The following is an 18,960-nucleotide window of genomic DNA, read 5'->3' on the forward strand; positions in this document are numbered from 1 at the left end:
GGTCAATCTAGCGAGGGACCCCAGTCGGGGCCTCGGTCCAGGTCGAGGGCTGCGTAGCGCGCGACGTCGCACGGCTCGTCGGACAGCACCCGGAACAGCGAGGCCCGGAGCATCGCCTGGCGCTCGATGCCGGTGCGCCAGTCGTCCAGTGCCGTCCTCGGCGCGCCGAGCCACAGCACCGCGTCGAGCACGCAGACCGCCTCGGCCCACAGCGGTGAGCGCCAGGCGGGGGAGAGGTCGATGACGAACGGGGTCCCGGCGGCGTCGAGCAGGACGTTGCCGGCGAGGTCGGCGTGGACCAGCTGCTCGCGGCCCAGGTCGGTGTCGTCCAGTCCGGCCGCGAGCGTGTCGACGAGCCCGGCCAGGCCCGGCTCGGGGCGTTCCGCGGCGGCCGCGACGGCCGCGCCGGCGTCGTACGCCTGACGCTCGGCCACGGCCCAGCGGTCGGTGCGCGCGTCGAGCTCGGCGGGTCGCTCGGGCACGGCGCTGGCGAGGTGGGCGTGCACGAGGTGGGCGGTCGCCCGCAGGGTCGCGAGGTCCCGGCAGGGCGTGGCCCCGGGCTCGAAGCGGGTGGCCGCCCAGCCGTCGGCGACGAGGTTGCCGTCGCGGGCGGGCACCGGCAGCGCCAGCCGCACCGAGCGGGGCGACCGCTCGTCGAGCCGCACCGCCAGCCGCGCCTGGATCGGCGCCAGCCAGCCCTCGGAGGCGTCGTGCCCCGGGGAGAGCGCGAGGTCGCCGGCCCGCCAGCTCGTGCCGCGGCCGCCCGGGAGGGGCTCCAGGACGCCCTCGGCCGCGAACAGGTCGAGCACGTGGTCCGGCGGTCGGCCGGTGTCGCCGTGGGGATCCCGAGCAGGCATGGCAGCGAGCGTAGGACGGCGCGTCGGACGACCAGAAGTCGGTGCCGCGGCTCCGGCTGAGCGGGTGCCTCGTCCGGGTTCACGGGTTGTGGTCGTCCGACGCGCCGCTGACCACCGGTGACCACCAGCAGGCCCCGGGCCGCTGTCGGTGGCTCCGCGTACGCTCGACACATGCGTCCAGTCACCGATCTCCAGCGCCGGGTGGCCCCCTTCAAGGTGGTGTCCGACTACGAGCCCTCAGGCGACCAGCCGGCCGCGATCAAGGAGATCGTCGGCCGGATCCAGGGCGGCGAGGAGGACGTCGTGCTCCTCGGTGCGACCGGCACCGGCAAGACGGCCACCGTGGCGTGGGTGGCCGAGCAGCTGCAGCGTCCCGTCCTCGTGCTCCAGCCCAACAAGACCCTCGCCGCGCAGTTCGCCAACGAGCTGCGCCAGCTGTTCCCGGACAACGCAGTCGAGTACTTCGTCTCCTACTACGACTACTACCAGCCCGAGGCCTACGTCCCCCAGACCGACACCTACATCGAGAAGGACTCCTCGATCAACGAGGAGGTCGAGCGGCTCCGTCACAGCGCGACCAACAGCCTGCTCACGCGCCGCGACACGATCGTGGTCTCGACGGTGTCGTGCATCTACGGCCTCGGCACCCCGCAGGAGTACGTCGACCGGATGCTGCGGCTCAAGGTCGGCGAGGAGCACGACCGCGACTCGGTGCTGCGGCGGCTGGTCGAGATCCAGTACACCCGCAACGACATGTCGTTCACCCGTGGCACGTTCCGCGTGCGCGGCGACACCCTCGAGATCTTCCCGGTCTACGAGGAGCTGGCGATCCGCATCGAGTTCTTCGGCGACGAGGTCGAGCGGCTGATGACGCTCCACCCGATCACCGGTGAGGTGATCTCCGAGGACACCGAGCTCCACGTCTTCCCGGCCACCCACTACGTCGCCGGCCCGGAGCGGATGGAGCGGGCGATCAAGGGCATCGAGCTCGAGCTCGACGACCAGCTCGCCACCTTCGAGAAGCAGGGCAAGCTGCTCGAGGCGCAGCGACTGCGGATGCGCACGACCTACGACGTCGAGATGATGCGCCAGGTCGGCTCGTGCTCCGGCATCGAGAACTACTCGATGCACATGGACGGCCGCAAGCCCGGCAGCGCGCCCAACACGCTGCTCGACTACTTCCCCGAGGACTTCGTCCTCGTCGTCGACGAGTCCCACGTCGCGGTCCCGCAGATCGGCGGCATGTACGAGGGCGACATGTCGCGCAAGCGCAACCTCGTCGACCACGGATTCCGGCTGCCGAGCGCCATGGACAACCGTCCGCTGCGCTGGGACGAGTTCGTCGACCGGATCGGCCAGACGGTCTACCTGTCGGCCACCCCGGGCAACTACGAGCTCGACCGGGTCGGCGGCGTCGACAACACGGTCCAGCAGATCATCCGCCCGACCGGCCTGGTCGACCCGGAGGTCGTGGTCAAGCCGACCAAGGGCCAGATCGACGACCTGATCCACGAGATCCGCACGCGCGCCGACAAGAACGAGCGCGTCCTGGTCACCACGTTGACCAAGAAGATGTCCGAGGACCTCACCGACTACCTCCTCGACGCCAGCATCCGCACCCGCTACCTCCACTCCGAGGTCGACACGCTCCGGCGGATCGAGCTGCTGCGCGAGCTGCGCATGGGCGAGTACGACGTCCTCGTCGGCATCAACCTGCTCCGCGAGGGCCTCGACCTGCCCGAGGTGTCGCTGGTGGCGATCCTCGACGCCGACAAGGAAGGCTTCCTGCGCTCCGACAAGTCGCTCATCCAGACCATCGGCCGCGCGGCCCGCAACGTGTCCGGCCAGGTCCACATGTACGCCGACAAGATCACGCCCTCGATGGAGAACGCGATCGACGAGACCAACCGGCGCCGGGCGATCCAGGTCGCCTACAACACCGAGCGCGGGATCGACCCCCAGCCGCTCCGCAAGAAGATCGCCGACATCACCGAGATGCTCGCCCGCGAGGACGAGAACACCGAGGCGCTGCTCAAGACCTGGGCCGACGTCGGCCAGAAGGGCCGCGCCGGTGGCGTGAAGGCCGGCAAGTCGCCGACCCCCGCGCTGTCGAAGATCCACGCCGAGGCGCCCGACACCGCCGGGATCCCGTCCACCGACCTGGCCGAGCTCATCCAGGCGCTCACCGACCAGATGAAGCAGGCCGCCGCCGACCTCCAGTTCGAGGTGGCGGCCCGGCTCCGCGACGAGATCGGTGACCTCAAGAAAGAACTCCGCCAGATGATGGAAGCGACGAAGTGAGGAGAGGGCCCCGAGCGAGGAACGAGCTCGTTGGGTCCTCGACGAGCGAGGAGCTGCGAGCGAGCGAAGCGAGCGCGCCGGCGACGAAGTGACGAGCGGCGCCGAGCTGGACCTCAAGCCTCGTCGTCGCCGCGCTGGAGCTCCCTGCGCCGCTTCTCGATCTCCTTCCTCTCCCGCTTGAGCAGGTGGCGCTCGTGGCTCTCGACGATGTCCTGCTCCTGCATCTGGATGCGCAGCAGGTTGATCGCGGCCGCGAGCATCGGGAACAGCGGCCAGGGGAATCCGCCCCACATCGTCACCGCCCAGATGGTGCAGGTGATGACCGAGATCCCGACCAGCCCGGTCAGGGCCTCGCGGCGGTCCTTGGCCCACATGCGCACCGCCTGCCCGTGAAGGTCCGGCCGAGCCACGAAGCCGGTGGCGCGGTGCTCCAGAGGGGCGTACGACGTGTCTGGGACGAGGTCCTCGAGCTGCGGGACGAGGTCGGCGAGCACCTTGGCGGTAGTGGCCGCGGTGGAGCGAGCGTCGTACTCGGCGTGGTCGAGCCGACCGTCGGCGTAGGCCTGTCCCAGCACCTCGAGCGCGACCTCGCGGTCCCGGTCGGAGGCTCGGAGGCGGGCTGCCTGCGGGGAGCGGGGATCGTGCTCGAAGCGCTCCCAGGTCCCGGCGGTCATGGCGCCAGCATAGGTGCGTCCCACCCGTCCGGAGGTGGCCGCTGGCCGGGTCGGGCGGCGCTCGCTAGGTTCGCGCCATGAGCACTCCCATCGACCTCGGCCGCCCCGTCTCCGGTGACGTCATCGACCTGATCCTCGAGGACCACCGCCGCTTCGAGGCCCTCATGCGGCAGCTGCGCGACAGCACGTCGGACCGCGACGCGGTCCGCAAGGCGATCGCCGCGCTGCACGTCGCGCACGCGGAGGCGGAGGAGAAGCACGTCTACCCCAAGCTCCGCAACAAGGACGCGATCACCGAGCACGAGGCCGAGCACGGCGAGGAGGAGCACGCCGAGGGGCACGAGGCGGTGCTCAAGGTGCTGGAGCTCAAGGGCACCGACACGCAGGCCTTCGACGACGCCGTGGAGGAGCTCGCCACCGCGCTCAACCACCACCTCACCGAGGAGGAGCTGACGATCCTCAACCCGGCGCGCGAGGAGGTCGGCGAGAAGGTCCGCGTGGAGCTGGGCGAGGCCTTCGCGACCGAGCGCAACGCGCAGCTCGACGCAGACTGCGGCAGGATCGACAACGTCCGGCGCATCGTGCAGGAGGCCGAGAAGGAAGGCCTCCTCGACGACGACGAGGACGAGGACGACTGATCGAGCCGCACACAGGCTGACCCGGCCGGAGGTGACCGCATGGACGTGACGCAGGCGGAGGCGTTGTGCGCCGGGCTCCCCGGGGCGTGGCCCGACAACCCGTGGGACCACGAGCACCCGGTCTACAAGGTCGGTCCGGGGGAGCGCGGCAAGATCTTCGCGTTCCTCGGAGCGACGACGGTCGGGGTCAAGGCCGGCGCGACGCGTGAGGTCGCCGACGAGTGGCTCGACCGCTATCCCGACGAGGCCAGCGTGATGGCGTACATCGGCAGGTCGGGGTGGAACGACCTCGCCCTGGGCGGCGCGATCCCGGACGAGGAGCTCGTCGAGGCGGTGGAGGAGTCCTACCGGCTCGTCGTCTCCCGGCTGCCCAAGCGTGACCGGCCGGAGGGCTGGGAGGCCGTCAGCGGCGGTAGCGCATCATCGTGAGGCCGACCATGCGTGCCACGACCATCGCGATGTAGAACACGCCGACCATCATCTCGACCATCACGACCGAGCGAGCCTGCTCGCCGACCGCCACGATGTCGGACAACCCCACGCTGGTGAGCGTGGAGAACGACAGGTAGAGCAGCTCGAACCACGTGTGGTGGAAGCCCTCGGCGTTCGAGAACGAGTCGGGCCACACCACCTGGGTGACCGCGAAGAGGTAGGCGAAGCCCCAGGCGACGACCGTGAACGCCGCGCCGGTCGCGAAGTACTCGTCCGTGGTGACCACGTCGTCGTGCAGCAGGTAGCGCAGCATCGCGTAGGAGACGTAGAAGTAGAACGGCGCGTGCAGCAGGCCCGACACCAGCACGATCGCGTCGGTGTCGGGGAAGATCGCTTCGAGGAGCGTGAACACGATCGTCGGGGCGCCGAGGAAGAAGACGACGCGGCTCACGTGGGGCGTACGCCGGACCGCGAGCACCGCGGAGCCGACGGCGAGCATCCCGATGACACCGAGGAACGCGCCGCCGACCTTCGAGCCGCCGAGGAACGGCCACGCGAGCACCTGGAGCAGCTGGGCACCGAGCAGCATCGCGGACGGGTGCGCGGTCACCTGGTCGATTCGTCTGCCCACGACGACGCAGTCTAGGGACGCGCTGATCACCCGCGCGGCGACGCTCCGCTGGGCTAGGTTCGCCCCGTGGGTGAGCGAGCGGGGCGATGGGTGGCCGGCGGCCTCGCCGTCGTGCTCGTCGCGCTGCTGGTCGCGATCGGGCTGGTCGTCACCGGGGACGACGACGTCGACGCCGGCCTCACCGCCGCCCAGCAGGACGTCGCCGGCGCGGCGCGCCGCGAGGCGTTGGCGTTCCTCACCGTGGACCACCGCGACATGGACCCGCTGATCGACGCCGTCCTCGACGGTGCGACCGGAGGCTTCGCGAAGCAGTACGCCTCCCAGCGCGAGACGCTGACGAGCGAGGCGGTCCGCACCGAGGCGACCTCGACCCCGGAGGTCGTCGCGCTCGGCGTGGGTGACCAGGACGCGGAGTCGGCCACGGTCCTCGTCGCGGCCAACAGCACGGTGACCAACACGGGCACGGGCGCCGACGGCCAGGTCCGCTACTACCGGCTGCGCCTGCGGCTCGTCCGCGAGGACGACCGCTGGCTCACGAGCGACCTGCAGTTCGTGCGGTGACGACGTGACGGGCAGGACGACGGTGAACCGGTGGCTGGTGGCGCTCACGGCGCTGGTCGTGCTCGCCGCGGCTGCGCTGGTGTGGGTGCTCCGCGACGCGGGCGCCGACTCCGGCGCCGACGTCAGCAGCGCGGACTCGGCGGACGCCGTCGTGGCGTCGTCGGAGGTGAAGGACGCGGTGCGCGAGCGCGCCGCAAGGGCCGCGAACGCGGCCTACAGCTACTCCTGGAAGACGCTGGCCGACGACAAGGCCGCCGCCCGCGAGCTGATGACCCCGGCCATGCGCGACCGCTACGACCGCACGATGGCCGGCGTCACCACGTCGAGCCGACGCGACCGCAGGGTGGTCGAGGCCGAGGTCGTCGACACCGCGCTGGTGACCGCGTCGCCGACGTACGCCCGGGTGCTGGTGTTCGTCAACCAGCGCACGTCCGGCAGGGACCTCGACCGTCCGACGCTCGACCTGGACCGCGTGCTGGTGACGGTGCAACGGGAGGGTGGCGACTGGAAGGTCAGCGAGCTCGACGCCCTCTGAGCACGACCCCGCACAGCGGGGACAGCCGCGGACCGGCCCTTGTGGCCGGGACGCCCCGACGGAAGGATCCGCGACGTGGACGACGTGACGACCGACCTGCTCATCATCGGCGCGGGCCCGACGGGGTTGTTCTCCGCCTACTACGCCGGCTTCCGCGGCCTGAGGGTCGCGGTGGTCGACTCGCTGCCCGAGCTCGGCGGCCAGATCACCGCGATGTATCCCGAGAAGGCGATCCTCGACGTCGCCGGCTTCCCCAGCGTGAAGGGCCGCGACCTCGTGGAGGGGCTGGTGGAGCAAGCCGCCACCGCCGACCCGACGTACCTGCTGGACCGGACGGCCACCACGCTCGAGCACGGCGAGGACCAGGTCGTCGTCACCCTCGACGACGGCACCCGCGTCACCGCCGGCGCCGTCCTCATCACCTCGGGCATCGGGAAGTTCAGCCCACGGCCGCTGCCGGCCGGGGACGGCTGGGTCGGGCGGGGGATGGAGTTCTTCGTGCCCAGCTTCGCGCCGTACGCCGGCAAGGACGTGGTCGTCGTCGGGGGAGGGGACAGCGCGTTCGACTGGGCCCAGCACCTCGAGCCGATCGCCACATCGGTCACGCTCGTCCACCGCCGGGACGCGTTCCGCGCCCACGAGCGCACCGTCGCCGCGGTGAAGGACTCCAGCGTCGCGATCATCACCAACGCCCAGGTGACAGAGCTGCGCGGTGACGCCCACCTCGAGGAGGTCGTGGTCAGCGTGGACGGCGAGGAGCCGCAGACCCTGAAGGCACAGGCGCTCGTCGCCGCCCTCGGCTTCATCGCGGACCTCGGCGCGATCCAGCAGTGGGGTCTCGAGACGCACAAGCGCCACGTCGTCGTCGACTCCTCGATGCGGACCAACCTGGCGCGGGTCTTCGCCGCCGGAGACATCACCGACTACCCCGGCAAGGTCCGGCTCATCGCCGTCGGCTTCGGGGAGGCCGCCACCGCCGTCAACAACGCCGCGGTGGTGCTCGACCCCTCGGCCCACGTCTTCCCCGGTCACTCCAGCGAGGGATGAGCAACCATCCGGCTGCGGGCGGGCTACCCGCCAGTAGGCATAATGGCCCGGTGCGCATCGCCATGCTGTCCTACCGGAGCAAGCCCCACTGCGGGGGGCAGGGCGTCTACATCCGCCACCTGACCCGCGAGCTGGTCCGCCTCGGCCACGAGGTGGAGGTGTTCTCCGGCCAGCCCTACCCCGAGCTCGACGAAGGCGTCGTCCTCACCAAGGTGCCGAGCCTCGACCTCTACCGCGAGCCCGACCCGTTCCGGGTCCCGAAGCTGCGCGAGTTCCGCGACCGGATCGACGTCGAGGAGTTCCTCACCATGTGCACGGCCGGGTTCCCCGAGCCGAAGACCTTCAGCTCGCGCGTCGCACGGCTGATGAAGGAGCGCGCCGGGGACTTCGACATCGCCCACGACAACCAGGTGCTGGGCACCGGGATCATGGAGCTCGAGTCGTACGGCCTCCCGGTCGTCGCGACGATCCACCACCCGATCACGATGGACCGCCGCATCGACCTCCAGACCGCGCCGACGCGGCGCAAGCGGCTCACCCTGCGGCGCTGGTACGGCTTCCTGCGGATGCAGACCAAGGTCGCCAGGCGCTACCGCACGGTGCTCGTGCCGTCGGAGTCCTCGCGCCGCGACGTGGCGCGCGACTTCGGGGTCGACCCCGCCCGGATGAAGACCATCCTGCTCGGGGTCGACGACGTCTTCGTCCCGCCGACCAGCCCCCGTGTCCCCGGCCGGATCCTGGCCATGGCCAGCGCCGACGCCCCGATGAAGGGCATCGCGACCCTGCTCGAGGCCTTCGCCAAGCTCGCCGTCGAGCGCGACGTGTCCCTCGTGCTCGTGACCCGGCCGGAGCCCGGCGGGCGCACCGAGCAGCTCATCGACCAGCTCGGCATCGTCGACAAGGTCACCTTCGTCAACGGCGTCAGCGACGCCGAGCTCGTCGAGGTGATGGGCTCGGCCGAGGTGGCCTGCGTGCCCTCGCTCTACGAGGGCTTCTCGCTCCCGACCGCCGAGCTCATGGCCTGCGCGACCCCGCTGGTGGTGTCGCGGGCCGGTGCGATCCCGGAGGTGGTCGGCCCGGACGGCATCTGCGCCGACCTGGTCACCCCCGGTGACGTGGGCGAGCTCGAGCAGGCCGTCGCGGCACTGCTCGACGACCCCGAGCGTCGTACGGCGATGGGTGCGGCAGGCCGGGCCCGCGTCGAGGAGCTGTTCAGCTGGCGCGCGGTCGCCGAGGCCACCGCCGCCGCCTACGAGGCGACCATCGCCGACTTCCGGGCCGAGCAGGGCCGGCGTGAGCAGGAGGAGAGCCACCGTGCTGACCGTTGACTTCGACCGGCTGGGCCTGCGCCCGGGTGACCGCGTGCTCGACATGGGCTGCGGTGCGGGCCGCCACGCGTTCGAGATGTACAAGCGCGGCGCCGACGTCATCGCCTTCGACCAGGACGCCGACGAGCTCGCGACCGTGCGCGAGTGGTTCACCGCGATGCGCGACGCCGGCGAGGTCCCGGCGGGTGCCGAGGCCGACGTCAAGGAGGGCGACGCTCTCTCCCTGCCGTTCGCCGACGGGGAGTTCGACCGGGTCGTGGCCGCCGAGGTGCTGGAGCACATCCACGCCGACGTCGAAGCGATCAAGGAGCTCGTGCGGGTCGTGCGCCCGGGCGGCACGCTGGCGATCTCCGTGCCGCGCTGGCTGCCCGAGGTCGTCAACTGGAAGCTGTCCGACGACTACCACAACGCCGAGGGTGGCCACATCCGGATCTACACGGCCCAGGAGCTCGTGGACAAGGTCACCAAGGCCGGACGACCCAACGACGGCACCCCGGGCGACGCGATGGTCTTCACCGGCCGCGACCACGCCCACGGCCTGCACACGCCCTACTGGTGGATCAAGTGCGCCGTCGGCGTCGCCAACGACGACCACCCGCTCGCCAAGGCGTACCACAAGCTGCTCGTGTGGGAGATCATGGAGAACCCCAAGGTGCTGCAGTACGCCGGCAAGGTGCTCGACCCGCTCATCGGGAAGAGCATGGTGCTCTACTTCCGCAAGCCGGACGCAGCGTGAGCGGAGCCCCCGCCGTCGACGCGATCCTCACCCGCGCCCAGGTCGAGCAGACCGCCGCCACGATCGCGGCGATGCAGGAGCCGTCCGGTGCGATCCCGTGGACGCCCGGCGAGCACACCGACGTGTGGAACCACCTCGAGGCGGCGATGGCGCTGGTCGTCGGCGACCAGCGGGAGGCGGCGGAGCGAGCCTTCGCGTGGGCGCGTGGGACGCAGCGGGCCGACGGTTCGTGGCCGATGAAGATCGTGGTCGGCGAGGTGGAGGACCACTCCGGCGAGACCAACATGTCGGCGTACGTCGCCGTCGCCGTGTGGCACCACTGGCTGGTGGAGCGCGACGAGGCGTTCGTCCGGCTGATGTGGCCGACGGTGCGCCGCGCGCTCGACTTCGCGGTCTCGATGCAGCTCCCGTTCGGCGGCATCGCCTGGTCGCAGGAGTGGCACGACGGCCGACCGGGCCCGGTCAACGAGGCCGCCCTGCTCGCGGGGTCGTCGAGCATCTACCACTCGCTGCGCGCCGGCGTGGCGCTCGCGGAGCTGGTGGGGGAGCCGCAGGTCGAGTGGGAGCTCGCGGGCGGCCGGCTCGGCCACGCCCTGCGCGAGCACCGCGACCTCTTCCTGGACAAGTCGACGTTCTCGATGGACTGGTACTACCCGGTGCTCGGCGGAGCGGTGCGCGGGGCCGAGGCGCTCGCGCTGCTCGCGGAGCGGTGGGACACCTTCGTCGAGCCGGGCCTCGGCATCCGGTGCGTCTCGGAGAACCCGTGGGTGACGGGTGCGGAGACCTGCGAGCTCGTGCTCGCCCTGGACGCCCTCGGCGACCGTGCCCGGGCGCTGCAGCTGCTCGCCGACGTGCAGCACCTGCGCACCGCGGAGGGGTCCTACTGGACCGGCTACGTGTTCCCCACGGATGTCGACGAGGTGGGCGTCAACTGGCCCGCGGAGCAGACGACCTACACGGCAGCGGCCGTGGTCCTGGCCGTGGACGCGCTCAGCGACGGGACTCCCGGGGCGGACATCATGCGCGGCACGACGCTGGCGCCGGACTTCGCGGAGATCGGGCTGGAGTGCGGGTGCCCGCCGGCCGGTGGGTCAGCCGAGCGGGTCGCCGGCGTCGCCGGTCGTACGGCGTAGCACGCGCATCGACCCGACCGCCTCGACCTCGGTGAAGGCGCCGCTCGCCAGCGCGGGGAGGTAGATGTCCTCGTAGGGCGGACGGCCGCCGTGCGCGGGGTCGGGGAAGACGTCGTGGACGGCGAGCACGCCACCCGCCATCACCCAGTGCGGCCAGGTGCGGAAGTCGGTGCGGGCGGGCTCGACACCGTGGCCGCCGTCGATGAAGAGCAGCGAGAGCGGCGTGCGCCACCACGCACCGACCGTCTCCGAGCGGCCGACGACTGCGACCACCTGCTCCTCGAGGCCGGCGGCCGCGATGGTGCGGCGGAAGGTCGGCAGGGTGTCCATCACGCCGAGGTCGTGGTCGACGAGGCTGTCGTCGTGGTGCTCCCAACCCGCCTGGTTCTCCTCGGAGCCGCGGTGGTGGTCGACGGTGACGACGGTGCCGCCGACCTCGCGGGCGGCGCCACCCAGCCAGACGGCCGACTTCCCGCAGTAGGTGCCGACCTCCAGCGCCGGGCCGAACGGGAGCCGCTCGCGGGCCCACCGGTGCAGCAGCGCCCCCTCGTCCTCGGGCATGAAGCCCTTCGCGGCACGGGCATGGGCGAGCAGGTCGGCGGGCATCACGGGAGACGACCCTAGTGCGGTCACACCTGCGTCCCGGCAGGCGTCAGGTGGGTGAAGGCATCCACTCACCGAGGAGCAGACATGAGCAACCACACGATCGTCATCCCCGCCGCCGACCTCGAAGCAGCGACGGCGTTCTACCGCACGGCGTGGGGCGCCGAGCCGCACACCGAGACGCCCTACTACGTCGGGTTCAACCTCGACGGGCAGGAGATCGGGCTCAACCCCAACGGCGAGCGCGACCAGATGACCGGTCCGGTCGTCTACTGGGCCACTGACGACCTCGCGGCCAAGGTGGCCGAGGTCGAGGCCGCCGGCGGGACCGTCGTACGTCCCGTGACGGAGGTCGGGGGCGGGACGTCGCTCGCGCTGCTGACCGACCCGGCCGGCAACCAGGTCGGCTTCATCACCCAGGGCTAGCTGGCGGCGCCGTCGAGCTCTGCGGGGTCGACGCCGCTGTCGGCCTCCAGGCCGTGGCGCCAGGTGTTCCAGTGCCAGGTGAGGTAGCGGTCGACGGCCCGCACCGCGTGGGCGCTGCGGATCGAGTGGAAGACGTCGAAGGCGTGCTGGGCGCCCGGCAGCTCGGCGTACACCACCGACTTCTCCGACGTCCGTCGCAGCTCGGCGACGAACATCCGCGCCTGGTCGACTGCCACGAGGCTGTCGAGCTCGCCGTGGATGACGAAGAAGTCCGGAGCGTCGGGCGTGATGCGCAGGATGGGGGACGCGGCCTCGTAGACGTCGGGCGCGTCCTGCCACGTCGTCTGCATGACGCGGGGGCCGAGGAAGGCGTCGCGCATCCCGATCGCGTTGGCGAGCCCGGTCGACCCGGCGAAGTCGTAGACCCCGTAGAACGGCACCGCCGCCTGTACGGAGGTGTCGGCGTCCTCGAAGCCCGGCTGGAACTGCGGGTCGCCGGGGGTCAGCGCCGCCAGTGCGGCGAGGTGGCCGCCGGCGGACCCGCCGGTGATCACGAGGTAGTCGGGGTCACCGCCGTGGTCGGCGATGTTGTCCCGGACCCAGGCGATGGCGCGCTTCACGTCGACGATGTGCGCGGGCCACGGGTCGCGGGGGGAGAGGCGGTAGTTGATCGCCACGCAGACCCACCCCTGGGCGGCCATCCGGTTCATCAGGGGCCGGCCCTGGTGCTCCTTGGCGCCGAGGGTCCAGGCCCCACCGTGCACCTGCAGGAGCACGGGGGCGTCCTTGATCGCGGCGTCGCCGGCCGGCAGGTAGATGTCGAGGTGACCACGTCGTCCGGCCTCGGAGTAGGGCAGGTTGCGGATCACCCGGACCGCGTCGTCCTGGAAGTCGAACGGCCGGGCCAGGTTGCGCCACGGCGTCGCCAGGTCGGCCGGGTCGGGAGCCGCGTCGAGCTGCTCGACGTAGTCGACGCCGAGCCCTCCACGAGGGCTTCGTCGAGCACCTCGGCGGCGCGGCGGCTCTGCCGCACCATGTGGGCGAGGCCGAGCGCGCTGGCCCCGGCGAGGGCGAGCCCGGCCTTGGCGGGCAGGCCCGCGCGGCGGCCCTTCGTCAGGTGGGCGGCGGCGTCCAGCGCGGTCAGGGCGAGCATCTGCGGCGCGGTCTCGCCGAAGAGCCAGCCGGCGGCGAAGGACGGCACACCGGCACGCTGGCCGCGCGGGGGGCGCAGGGCGTTGGCGGTGAGGGCTGCGATCACGGACTGGCGGAACAGGAAGCTCACGGAGCCAATGTTACTTGCTGGTACGTCGGCGAGGACGAGCGGTCGACGACGCCGTCCCCACCGCGGCCAGCTCGATCCATCGGAGGCACGCCATGATCGCTGCTGTGGACACTCCTCGCGCGGACCCCTGGACCTACGTCGTGACGGACGTCGAGCTCGACGGCCCGTGGCCCGGCATCAACTCGATGCGCTCGTTCGCCTCCGTGGCGGTGACGGCCGACGGCGTCGAGCACGGACGCTTCGAGGCGGTCCTGGAGCCGCTGGCCGGGACGTCCCCGGACCCGGCCACGCTGGACTGGTTCGCCACCCAGCCGGGCGCGTGGGAGGCGGCGACCCGCGACGCCGAGCCCGTCGTCCGGGTGATGGAGCGCTACGTCGCGTGGCTGCAGGACCTGCCCTGGCCGCGCATGTTCGCGGCCTTCCCGCTGGCGCTCGACGGCATCTGGATGGACCACTACCTGCGCCGCTTCACCCCCTACGGCATCAGGCAGGGCCACCACGAGGAGGACCGGTTGTTCGTCGGCGGAGGTCTGTGCCTGAGGAGCTACGCGGCGGCGGTGACGGGGGAGTCCGCCGGGCTCGTTGACGTCGACACGCTCCCGAGCTCGTGGTTCGGCGAGGTGGAGCACACCCACCGGGCGATCGACGACACCGTCGGCTACGCCAACCTGCTCGTGGAGCTGTTCCGGCGGGCCGCCCGGTGACGGGCATGCACGCGGACGAGCTCCTGGTGGACGACGAGACCGTACGACGCCTCGTCGCGGCCCAGCTCCCCCAGTGGTCCTCGCTCCCGGTGCGGCGGCTCCCGCCGCTGGGCACCGACAACCAGCTGTTCCGCCTCGGCGACGACCTGCTCGTCCGCATGCCTCGCATCCCCGGCCCGGCCGAGACTGTGGCGTTCGAGCACACGTGGCTGCCGCGGCTCGCGCCGCACCTGCCGGTGGCAGTCCCTGCGCCGGTGGCGATGGGGGAACCCGGCAACGGCTTCCCGTGGCCCTGGACGGTCGTCCCGTGGATCGACGGCGTGACCCCCACCGAGTCGTCGTACGACCCGGAGGAGTGGGCGGTCGAGCTCGGCCTCTTCGTCCGGGCCTGCCGCGACGTGCCGGCGATGGGCGGTCCGGTGAAGACCGAGGGACGGGGAGCTCCGCTGCCGTCGCTCGACGCGTGGGTGCGGGAGTGGACCGACAAGGCCGACCCCGCGCAGGTCTCCAGGGACGCGGTGCTCGCGCTGTGGGAGGACGCCCTGGCTGCACCGTCGTACGACGGTGAGCCGCGCTGGTTCCACGGCGACCTCCACGACGGCAACCTCCTCGTGCGGGACGGCCGGCTCGCCGCGGTGATCGACTGGGGTGCCGCCGGCCGCGGCGACCCGGCCGTCGAGCTCAACGCGATGTGGGGCTACGTCCCGCTCTCCGTCGCCCAGCTCTACCGCGAGGCCGTCGGCCTGGACGAGGCCGCCTACCGCCGCGCTCGCGGCTTCGCGCTCGCCCCGGCCATCAGCGGCTGGACCTACTACCGCGACACCGCACCCGAGACGTCCCGCGGGGCGCTCGAGACCGTGCGGCGGCTGATCGCCTCGCTGGACTGAGCGGGACCTCGCGGGTGGCCTCTGTGCCCGGCTCGGGGGTCGGCATCGACGCGACCCGCCCGCTCTCGGAGGTGGTCGACGAGGTCCTGCGGCGCGCTGGGGCGGTCGAGGTCGACCCTCGTGACGGCGTCGTCCTGACGTGCCTCGATGCGGAGGTCGGGAGCGCGGAGTACTGAGGTCACCTGATGACTCGGAGGCTCCGCGATCCTGCGCCGGCCGCCGCTCCACGACGACGCTAGTGCAGCCGCTCGCCGAAGAACTCGAGCACCGCGTCAACCGCCACCTGCGACCGGTGCTCGGTGACGGTGGCGTGGCCGGAGCCCTCGATCTCGACGCGGAGGAAGGCGTCGCCGATGAGCGAGGCGAGGGAGTCGAAGCGGGCGCCCACGAGCGGGTCGGAGGCGTAGCGGATGCCGAGCACGGAGCAGCCGTCGGCGGCGCGACGGCGTACGACGTCGGCGTCGGCGGGGGAGAGGTTGAGGTCGGCGGCGCGGCCGGGGAGGCCGATGAAGGGCACGCTGGGCTGGCACACGACCGGGGCGACGGTGCTGTCGTCGACCATCATCGCGAGCGCGAAGCCGCCGGTGAAGCACATGCCGAGCGCCCCCACGCCGGGGCCACCGACCTCGGCGTGGAGGTCGCGCGCCAGGGACCGGAGCCACCCGGCCACGGGGGTGGTGACGCCGCGGGCGAGCTTGGTGAGCTCCCGGCTGATGCAGACCCGGGGGAAGACCCGTGCCACGTCGACGTTGCTGAACTCGCGGCCGAGCGGGCCGAAGAGGTGCGGCAGCAGGACGGTGTAACCGGCCGCGACCAGCTCCTCGCCGAAGCGGATCACGCCTGCGCTGAGGCCCGGCAGCTCGTGGATGACCACCACTCCGGGGCCGGTCCCTCGCCGCCAGACGGGGTGGGTGGTCCGGACCCCCGCCACGTCGTCGGTGTGCTCGCTGCGGGTCCAGCCGTCGAGTGCGTCCACGGGAGGAATGTGGCAGCCCGGAGGCGCGAGCGGAAGAGCGAGGGTCTGTTGCACCGACCGACCGCTCGGTTAGGTTGCTGCTCCCCCCATCCCACAGACAGGATCTCGGATGCCCCACTCCCGTCCCCTGCGCGGCCTCGTCATGGCCGGTGCCATGGCGCTCGTCGCCACCACGTTGTCCGCAACTGCTGCCGTGCCCGCGACCGCGCTCGCGCCCTCACCCAAGGCCGCCGAGTGCGCCGACGGCCACGGCCACGCCGACGAGAACGCCACCGCGCGGGTGCGCAAGGGTGCCAAGGCCGATGAGCCGAAGCCCTTCTCCGGCACGGGCGAGCAGTACTTCGTCCTCGACGACTTCTCCACCCTCGCCGCCGCTTCGGTCACCATCCCGACCTACGTCCACGTCGTGCTTCCGGCGTCCGAGGCGACCAACAGCACGGCCGCCGAGGACCGGCTCACCGCGATGGTGAGCTCCCAGATGGGCGTCCTCAACGAGGCGTACGCCGGCCGCACCGGCACCCAGTCGTCCGCGGCGACGCCGTTCCGGTTCGAGCTCAAGGGCGTCGACTTCTCCTACAACGATGCCTGGTACGGCGTCGTGCCGGGCGCCGTCGAGAAGGAGATGAAGGCCGCGACCCGCGTCGGCGGCAAGGACACCCTCAACGTGTGGACCGCCAACATCGGTGACGACCTCCTCGGCTGGGCCACCTTCCCGACCAAGAAGCTCAGCAGCAACGACGGCGTCGTCATCCTCGACGAGTCGATGCCCGGAGGCACGGCCGGGAAGTACGCCCTCGGCGACACGTTGACCCACGAGGTCGGCCACTGGCTTGCGCTCTACCACACGTTCCAGGGTGGCTGTAAGGGCAAGGGCGACCAGGTCGCCGACACCGCGGCCGAGGCCGGACCGCAGTTCGACTGCCCGGTGGGTGCGGACACCTGCACCGCGCCCGGAGCGGACCCGATCCACAACTACATGGACTACACGCAGGACTCCTGCATGTACCAGTTCACCGCCGGGCAGGTCGCCCGCATGAGCGACGCCTGGGCGCAGTACCGGGCCAGCTGACCACCGCACGCCCGCGACGCCGGGTCGGGCTCACCGCCCGCCCGGCGTCCGTGCGTCGGGAGGGATCAGAACGTGTAGCCGAACGCCTCGAGGTCGCGCGCGTAGACCTCGGCGACCTTCGCCCGGGTCGCATCGGTGTAGTAGTCGCGATAGCTGCCGTGCGGCGACTTGTTGCGGTGCGGGACGTGGACCGGTTCGCCGCCGAGCCGCCGCTCGACGTGGGCGAGGTCGTCGGCGAAGGTCTCGGTCCGTCCGACGAAGTCGACCTCGCGGTCGGGGGCGCGCAGGTAGTCCACCTGCGGCCGGCCGACCCGGGGCAGCTCCTCGGTGCCGCGCAGCACGAACTCGTCGAAGCCGGAGTACGACGCTGCCGCCCGCCACATGTCGTTGCCGCGCATCCGTGCGGCCTCCGAGCCCTGCGGTCGGCCGCTCGACGGACCCCACGCGCGGTCCCAGTCCTGGATCATCGACCACCACGAGACCATCCGCGCCCAGGGGTTCCGGACGAACGCGAAGGACCAGTAGCCGGCCGTCTGCGGCTCCGCGCGCAGGATCCGAGCGTACGGCGCGTGCCGGCCGAGCGGGGGAGTGACGCCGGGTGCCTTGCTCCGCGCATCGGGGCAGCACCGCTCGAACGCGACCCCGACCGACACCCCGCCGGTCTTGGGCACGTGCACGAAGAGCGCGCGCCTGGCGTCGGAGATGAGCACGGGCGCGAGGCTAACCCACGCACCGGTGACAGGCGCAGCCTGCGTCGCGCCCGGCCGCCGACCAGACGTGCCGGTGCGGGATGATCGGCCCGTGATGACGTTCCTCGCGCTCGGGCCCGGTCGGGACTTCGTGCTCCTCGCCCTGCCCAAGACGGCGAGCACGGCCCTCGAGCGGACACTGTCGCCCTACGCCACCGAGTCGGTCAGCGCGCCACCCGGCCGCAAGCACCTCCCGGCGCGTGGCTTCGTGCACACCAAGGCCCACGAGCTCGCCGAGCAGGGGCACCCGCGCGAGTCCTACGAGCTCGTCGCGATGTTCCGCGAGCCGGTCGCCTGGCTCGAGTCGTGGTGGCGCTACCGGGCGCGCGAGGACAGCCGGCAGTCGACCGCCGACATGACGTTCGAGGAGTTCGCCCTCCACTACCTCGCCGGCCACGACGACGCGCCGGTCCCCAAGGGGCGTCCGGCGAGGTTCATCCACGCCCAGGGCGCGGTCGCGGTCGACCGGGTCTTCGCGGTCGAGCGGCCCGACGTCTGGTCGGCGTGGTTCAGCGAGCGGATCGGCCGGCCGCTGGACTTCGAGCGGCGCAACGCGTCGACCGCCGAGCACGGCGAGCTCGGCTTCGCCACCCGGGAGGCGCTGGCGGCCCACTTCGCGCCGGAGTACGACGTGTGGCGCCGGCTCGAGGCGACCGGCGAGTGGTCGGGCGCGCGCGGCACCCGGCTGCCGGACCTCGACGGCAAGCCCTAGCCGTCAGTCGTAGGTGTAGCCGAAGACCTCGATGTCCTCGGCGTAGACCTCGGCGACCCGCTGGCGGGTCTCGTCGGTGTAGTAGTCGTGGTAGGTGCCGTGCTTGGACTTGTTCTTGTGCACGGGCGTCGACGGCTCGAGGCCGAGCTGCACCTGCACCCGCTGCAGGTCCGCGACGAAGTTCTCCGTGCGACCGATGAAGTCGACCTCGCGGCCGTGCTTCGGTGCGCGCAGGTAGGTGATCTGCGGCGTCCCGACGCGCGGCAGCTCCTCGGTCCCGCGCATCACGAACTCGTCGAAGCCGGAGTAGGCCGAGGCCGCTCGCCACATCTCGTTGCCGTCGCGCATCGAGCCGTGCTTGACGTCCTGCGGCTTGCCGCTGCTGGGCCCGTGCCGACGGTCCCAGGCCGAGATCATCGAGTACCACGACACCATCCGTGCCCACGGGTTGCGGACGAACCCGAAGGTCCAGTAGTCGATCACCTGCGGCTCGTTCTTGATGATCTTGCCCAGCGTCGCGTGGCGGCCGATCGGGACGCGTGCCTTGCGGGCGTCGGGGCAGGCCTCCTTGACGGTCTCCTCCACCGACACGCCGCCCGTCTTGGGGACGTGGACGAAGAGGACCTTGCGCGAGTCGCTGATCAGCACGCGGCGAGGTTATCCCACGCTCCGCCTGACT

At 71.8% G+C, this 18,960-nt stretch carries 24 protein-coding genes; 15 read left to right on the forward strand and 9 right to left on the reverse strand.

Annotated elements, in window-relative coordinates; genetic code table 11:
- Window positions 1-2: 2 nt before the first annotated feature.
- On the reverse strand, window positions 3-857 hold the full coding sequence (locus tag JOD65_RS12625; protein WP_191197261.1) for an aminoglycoside phosphotransferase/kinase family protein: 855 nt from the start codon (window positions 855-857) through the stop codon (window positions 3-5).
- Window positions 858-1,028: 171 nt separating this feature from the next.
- Between JOD65_RS12625 and uvrB the strand changes: the two genes are divergently transcribed.
- The gene (uvrB, locus tag JOD65_RS12630) at window positions 1,029-3,158 is read left to right on the forward strand and encodes an excinuclease ABC subunit UvrB (RefSeq protein ID WP_191197260.1); all 2,130 of its coding nucleotides are present in this window, start codon (window positions 1,029-1,031) and stop codon (window positions 3,156-3,158) included.
- A 113-nt stretch (window positions 3,159-3,271) separates the two neighbouring features.
- On the opposite strand, the gene JOD65_RS12635 is transcribed toward uvrB, so the two are convergent.
- Window positions 3,272-3,832 (reverse strand): DUF1707 SHOCT-like domain-containing protein, encoded by a 561-nt coding sequence (locus JOD65_RS12635; protein WP_191197259.1) that lies wholly within the window; start codon window positions 3,830-3,832, stop codon window positions 3,272-3,274.
- Between the two features lie 77 nt (window positions 3,833-3,909).
- Here JOD65_RS12635 and JOD65_RS12640 point away from each other — a divergent pair, with 77 nt between their 5' ends.
- Together JOD65_RS12640 and JOD65_RS12645 are read left to right on the forward strand one after the other, a co-directional pair.
- Window positions 3,910-4,470, forward strand: a complete 561-nt coding sequence (locus JOD65_RS12640) for a hemerythrin domain-containing protein (RefSeq protein WP_191197258.1) — start codon at window positions 3,910-3,912, stop codon at window positions 4,468-4,470.
- A 39-nt stretch (window positions 4,471-4,509) separates the two neighbouring features.
- Window positions 4,510-4,899 carry an MmcQ/YjbR family DNA-binding protein gene (locus JOD65_RS12645; RefSeq protein ID WP_191197257.1) on the forward strand — a complete coding sequence of 130 codons (390 nt, stop codon included), beginning with the start codon at window positions 4,510-4,512 and terminating at the stop codon, window positions 4,897-4,899.
- Here the strand turns inward: JOD65_RS12645 and JOD65_RS12650 are convergent.
- The gene (locus JOD65_RS12650) at window positions 4,874-5,533 is read right to left on the reverse strand and encodes an ion channel (RefSeq protein ID WP_307821138.1); all 660 of its coding nucleotides are present in this window, start codon (window positions 5,531-5,533) and stop codon (window positions 4,874-4,876) included. The genes JOD65_RS12645 and JOD65_RS12650 overlap by 26 nt on opposite strands.
- A 66-nt stretch (window positions 5,534-5,599) precedes the next feature.
- Between JOD65_RS12650 and JOD65_RS12655 the strand changes: the two genes are divergently transcribed.
- From JOD65_RS12655 to JOD65_RS12680, 6 genes are all read left to right on the forward strand, one after another.
- Window positions 5,600-6,094 carry an Rv1363c family protein gene (locus JOD65_RS12655; protein ID WP_191197256.1) on the forward strand — a complete coding sequence of 165 codons (495 nt, stop codon included), beginning with the start codon at window positions 5,600-5,602 and terminating at the stop codon, window positions 6,092-6,094.
- Between the two features lie 4 nt (window positions 6,095-6,098).
- Window positions 6,099-6,629 (forward strand): hypothetical protein, encoded by a 531-nt coding sequence (locus tag JOD65_RS12660; RefSeq protein WP_191197255.1) that lies wholly within the window; start codon window positions 6,099-6,101, stop codon window positions 6,627-6,629.
- A 75-nt stretch (window positions 6,630-6,704) separates the two neighbouring features.
- Entirely contained in the window at window positions 6,705-7,676 is a 972-nt protein-coding gene (locus tag JOD65_RS12665; RefSeq protein ID WP_204811149.1) for an NAD(P)/FAD-dependent oxidoreductase, read from the forward strand.
- Between the two features lie 50 nt (window positions 7,677-7,726).
- A complete protein-coding gene (locus JOD65_RS12670; RefSeq protein ID WP_191197254.1) occupies window positions 7,727-9,004 on the forward strand; it encodes a glycosyltransferase family 4 protein in 1,278 nt (425 codons plus the stop codon).
- Entirely contained in the window at window positions 8,991-9,740 is a 750-nt protein-coding gene (locus JOD65_RS12675; RefSeq protein ID WP_191197253.1) for a class I SAM-dependent methyltransferase, read from the forward strand. The genes JOD65_RS12670 and JOD65_RS12675 overlap by 14 nt, the downstream gene beginning before the upstream one ends.
- Entirely contained in the window at window positions 9,737-10,873 is a 1,137-nt protein-coding gene (locus JOD65_RS12680) for a prenyltransferase/squalene oxidase repeat-containing protein (RefSeq protein WP_191197252.1), read from the forward strand. The genes JOD65_RS12675 and JOD65_RS12680 overlap by 4 nt, the downstream gene beginning before the upstream one ends.
- Here JOD65_RS12680 and JOD65_RS12685 read toward each other — a convergent pair.
- Complete coding sequence (locus tag JOD65_RS12685) at window positions 10,832-11,479, reverse strand: class I SAM-dependent methyltransferase (RefSeq protein ID WP_191197314.1); 648 nt, start codon at window positions 11,477-11,479, stop codon at window positions 10,832-10,834. The two genes, JOD65_RS12680 and JOD65_RS12685, sit on opposite strands and share 42 nt — an antisense overlap.
- Window positions 11,480-11,563: 84 nt before the next feature.
- On the opposite strand from JOD65_RS12685, the gene JOD65_RS12690 reads away from it, so the two are divergent.
- Window positions 11,564-11,902 carry a VOC family protein gene (locus JOD65_RS12690; RefSeq protein WP_191197251.1) on the forward strand — a complete coding sequence of 113 codons (339 nt, stop codon included), beginning with the start codon at window positions 11,564-11,566 and terminating at the stop codon, window positions 11,900-11,902.
- On the opposite strand, the gene JOD65_RS23330 is transcribed toward JOD65_RS12690, so the two are convergent.
- Both JOD65_RS23330 and JOD65_RS23335 read right to left on the reverse strand, forming a co-directional pair.
- A complete protein-coding gene (locus JOD65_RS23330; RefSeq protein ID WP_307821139.1) occupies window positions 11,899-12,771 on the reverse strand; it encodes an alpha/beta hydrolase fold domain-containing protein in 873 nt (290 codons plus the stop codon). The two genes, JOD65_RS12690 and JOD65_RS23330, sit on opposite strands and share 4 nt — an antisense overlap.
- The gene (locus JOD65_RS23335) at window positions 12,768-13,184 is read right to left on the reverse strand and encodes a hypothetical protein (RefSeq protein WP_224748166.1); all 417 of its coding nucleotides are present in this window, start codon (window positions 13,182-13,184) and stop codon (window positions 12,768-12,770) included. Before JOD65_RS23335 ends, JOD65_RS23330 begins: the two co-directional genes overlap by 4 nt.
- 104 nt (window positions 13,185-13,288) lie before the next feature.
- Here JOD65_RS23335 and JOD65_RS12700 point away from each other — a divergent pair, with 104 nt between their 5' ends.
- The 3 genes from JOD65_RS12700 to JOD65_RS12710 are packed head-to-tail and all read left to right on the forward strand — an operon-like array spanning window position 13,289 to window position 14,951.
- Complete coding sequence (locus JOD65_RS12700; RefSeq protein ID WP_204811151.1) at window positions 13,289-13,888, forward strand: hypothetical protein; 600 nt, start codon at window positions 13,289-13,291, stop codon at window positions 13,886-13,888.
- Window positions 13,889-13,914: 26 nt separating this feature from the next.
- Window positions 13,915-14,775 (forward strand): aminoglycoside phosphotransferase family protein, encoded by an 861-nt coding sequence (locus JOD65_RS12705; RefSeq protein WP_204811153.1) that lies wholly within the window; start codon window positions 13,915-13,917, stop codon window positions 14,773-14,775.
- A 14-nt stretch (window positions 14,776-14,789) separates the two neighbouring features.
- Entirely contained in the window at window positions 14,790-14,951 is a 162-nt protein-coding gene (locus JOD65_RS12710; RefSeq protein ID WP_191197248.1) for a hypothetical protein, read from the forward strand.
- A gap of 59 nt (window positions 14,952-15,010) precedes the next feature.
- Here JOD65_RS12710 and JOD65_RS12715 read toward each other — a convergent pair whose 3' ends face one another.
- A complete protein-coding gene (locus JOD65_RS12715; protein WP_307821141.1) occupies window positions 15,011-15,751 on the reverse strand; it encodes a dienelactone hydrolase family protein in 741 nt (246 codons plus the stop codon).
- 109 nt (window positions 15,752-15,860) lie between these two features.
- Between JOD65_RS12715 and JOD65_RS12720 the strand changes: the two genes are divergently transcribed.
- Entirely contained in the window at window positions 15,861-16,820 is a 960-nt protein-coding gene (locus tag JOD65_RS12720) for a zinc metalloprotease (protein ID WP_191197247.1), read from the forward strand.
- Window positions 16,821-16,885: 65 nt separating this feature from the next.
- Here JOD65_RS12720 and JOD65_RS12725 read toward each other — a convergent pair whose 3' ends face one another.
- Window positions 16,886-17,530 (reverse strand): sulfotransferase family 2 domain-containing protein, encoded by a 645-nt coding sequence (locus JOD65_RS12725; protein WP_191197246.1) that lies wholly within the window; start codon window positions 17,528-17,530, stop codon window positions 16,886-16,888.
- A 91-nt stretch (window positions 17,531-17,621) separates the two neighbouring features.
- On the opposite strand from JOD65_RS12725, the gene JOD65_RS12730 reads away from it, so the two are divergent.
- Window positions 17,622-18,281 (forward strand): hypothetical protein, encoded by a 660-nt coding sequence (locus tag JOD65_RS12730; RefSeq protein WP_191197245.1) that lies wholly within the window; start codon window positions 17,622-17,624, stop codon window positions 18,279-18,281.
- A gap of 3 nt (window positions 18,282-18,284) precedes the next feature.
- Here JOD65_RS12730 and JOD65_RS12735 read toward each other — a convergent pair whose 3' ends face one another.
- Window positions 18,285-18,929 carry a sulfotransferase family 2 domain-containing protein gene (locus tag JOD65_RS12735; RefSeq protein ID WP_191197244.1) on the reverse strand — a complete coding sequence of 215 codons (645 nt, stop codon included), beginning with the start codon at window positions 18,927-18,929 and terminating at the stop codon, window positions 18,285-18,287.
- Window positions 18,930-18,960: the final 31 nt, after the last annotated feature.

This window comes from Nocardioides cavernae (assembly GCF_016907475.1).
Classification (GTDB): Bacteria; Actinomycetota; Actinomycetes; order Propionibacteriales; family Nocardioidaceae; genus Nocardioides; species Nocardioides cavernae.

Coding starts and splice junctions, on each gene's coding strand:
- JOD65_RS12690 (WP_191197251.1), top strand. CDS start 11,564: ATGAGCAACCACACGATCGTCATCCCCGCCGCCGACCTCGAAGCAGCG.
- uvrB (WP_191197260.1), top strand. CDS start 1,029: ATGCGTCCAGTCACCGATCTCCAGCGCCGGGTGGCCCCCTTCAAGGTG.
- JOD65_RS12640 (WP_191197258.1), top strand. CDS start 3,910: ATGAGCACTCCCATCGACCTCGGCCGCCCCGTCTCCGGTGACGTCATC.
- JOD65_RS12635 (WP_191197259.1), bottom strand. CDS start 3,832: ATGACCGCCGGGACCTGGGAGCGCTTCGAGCACGATCCCCGCTCCCCG.
- JOD65_RS12685 (WP_191197314.1), bottom strand. CDS start 11,479: ATGCCCGCCGACCTGCTCGCCCATGCCCGTGCCGCGAAGGGCTTCATG.
- JOD65_RS12645 (WP_191197257.1), top strand. CDS start 4,510: ATGGACGTGACGCAGGCGGAGGCGTTGTGCGCCGGGCTCCCCGGGGCG.
- JOD65_RS12720 (WP_191197247.1), top strand. CDS start 15,861: ATGCCCCACTCCCGTCCCCTGCGCGGCCTCGTCATGGCCGGTGCCATG.
- JOD65_RS12625 (WP_191197261.1), bottom strand. CDS start 857: ATGCCTGCTCGGGATCCCCACGGCGACACCGGCCGACCGCCGGACCAC.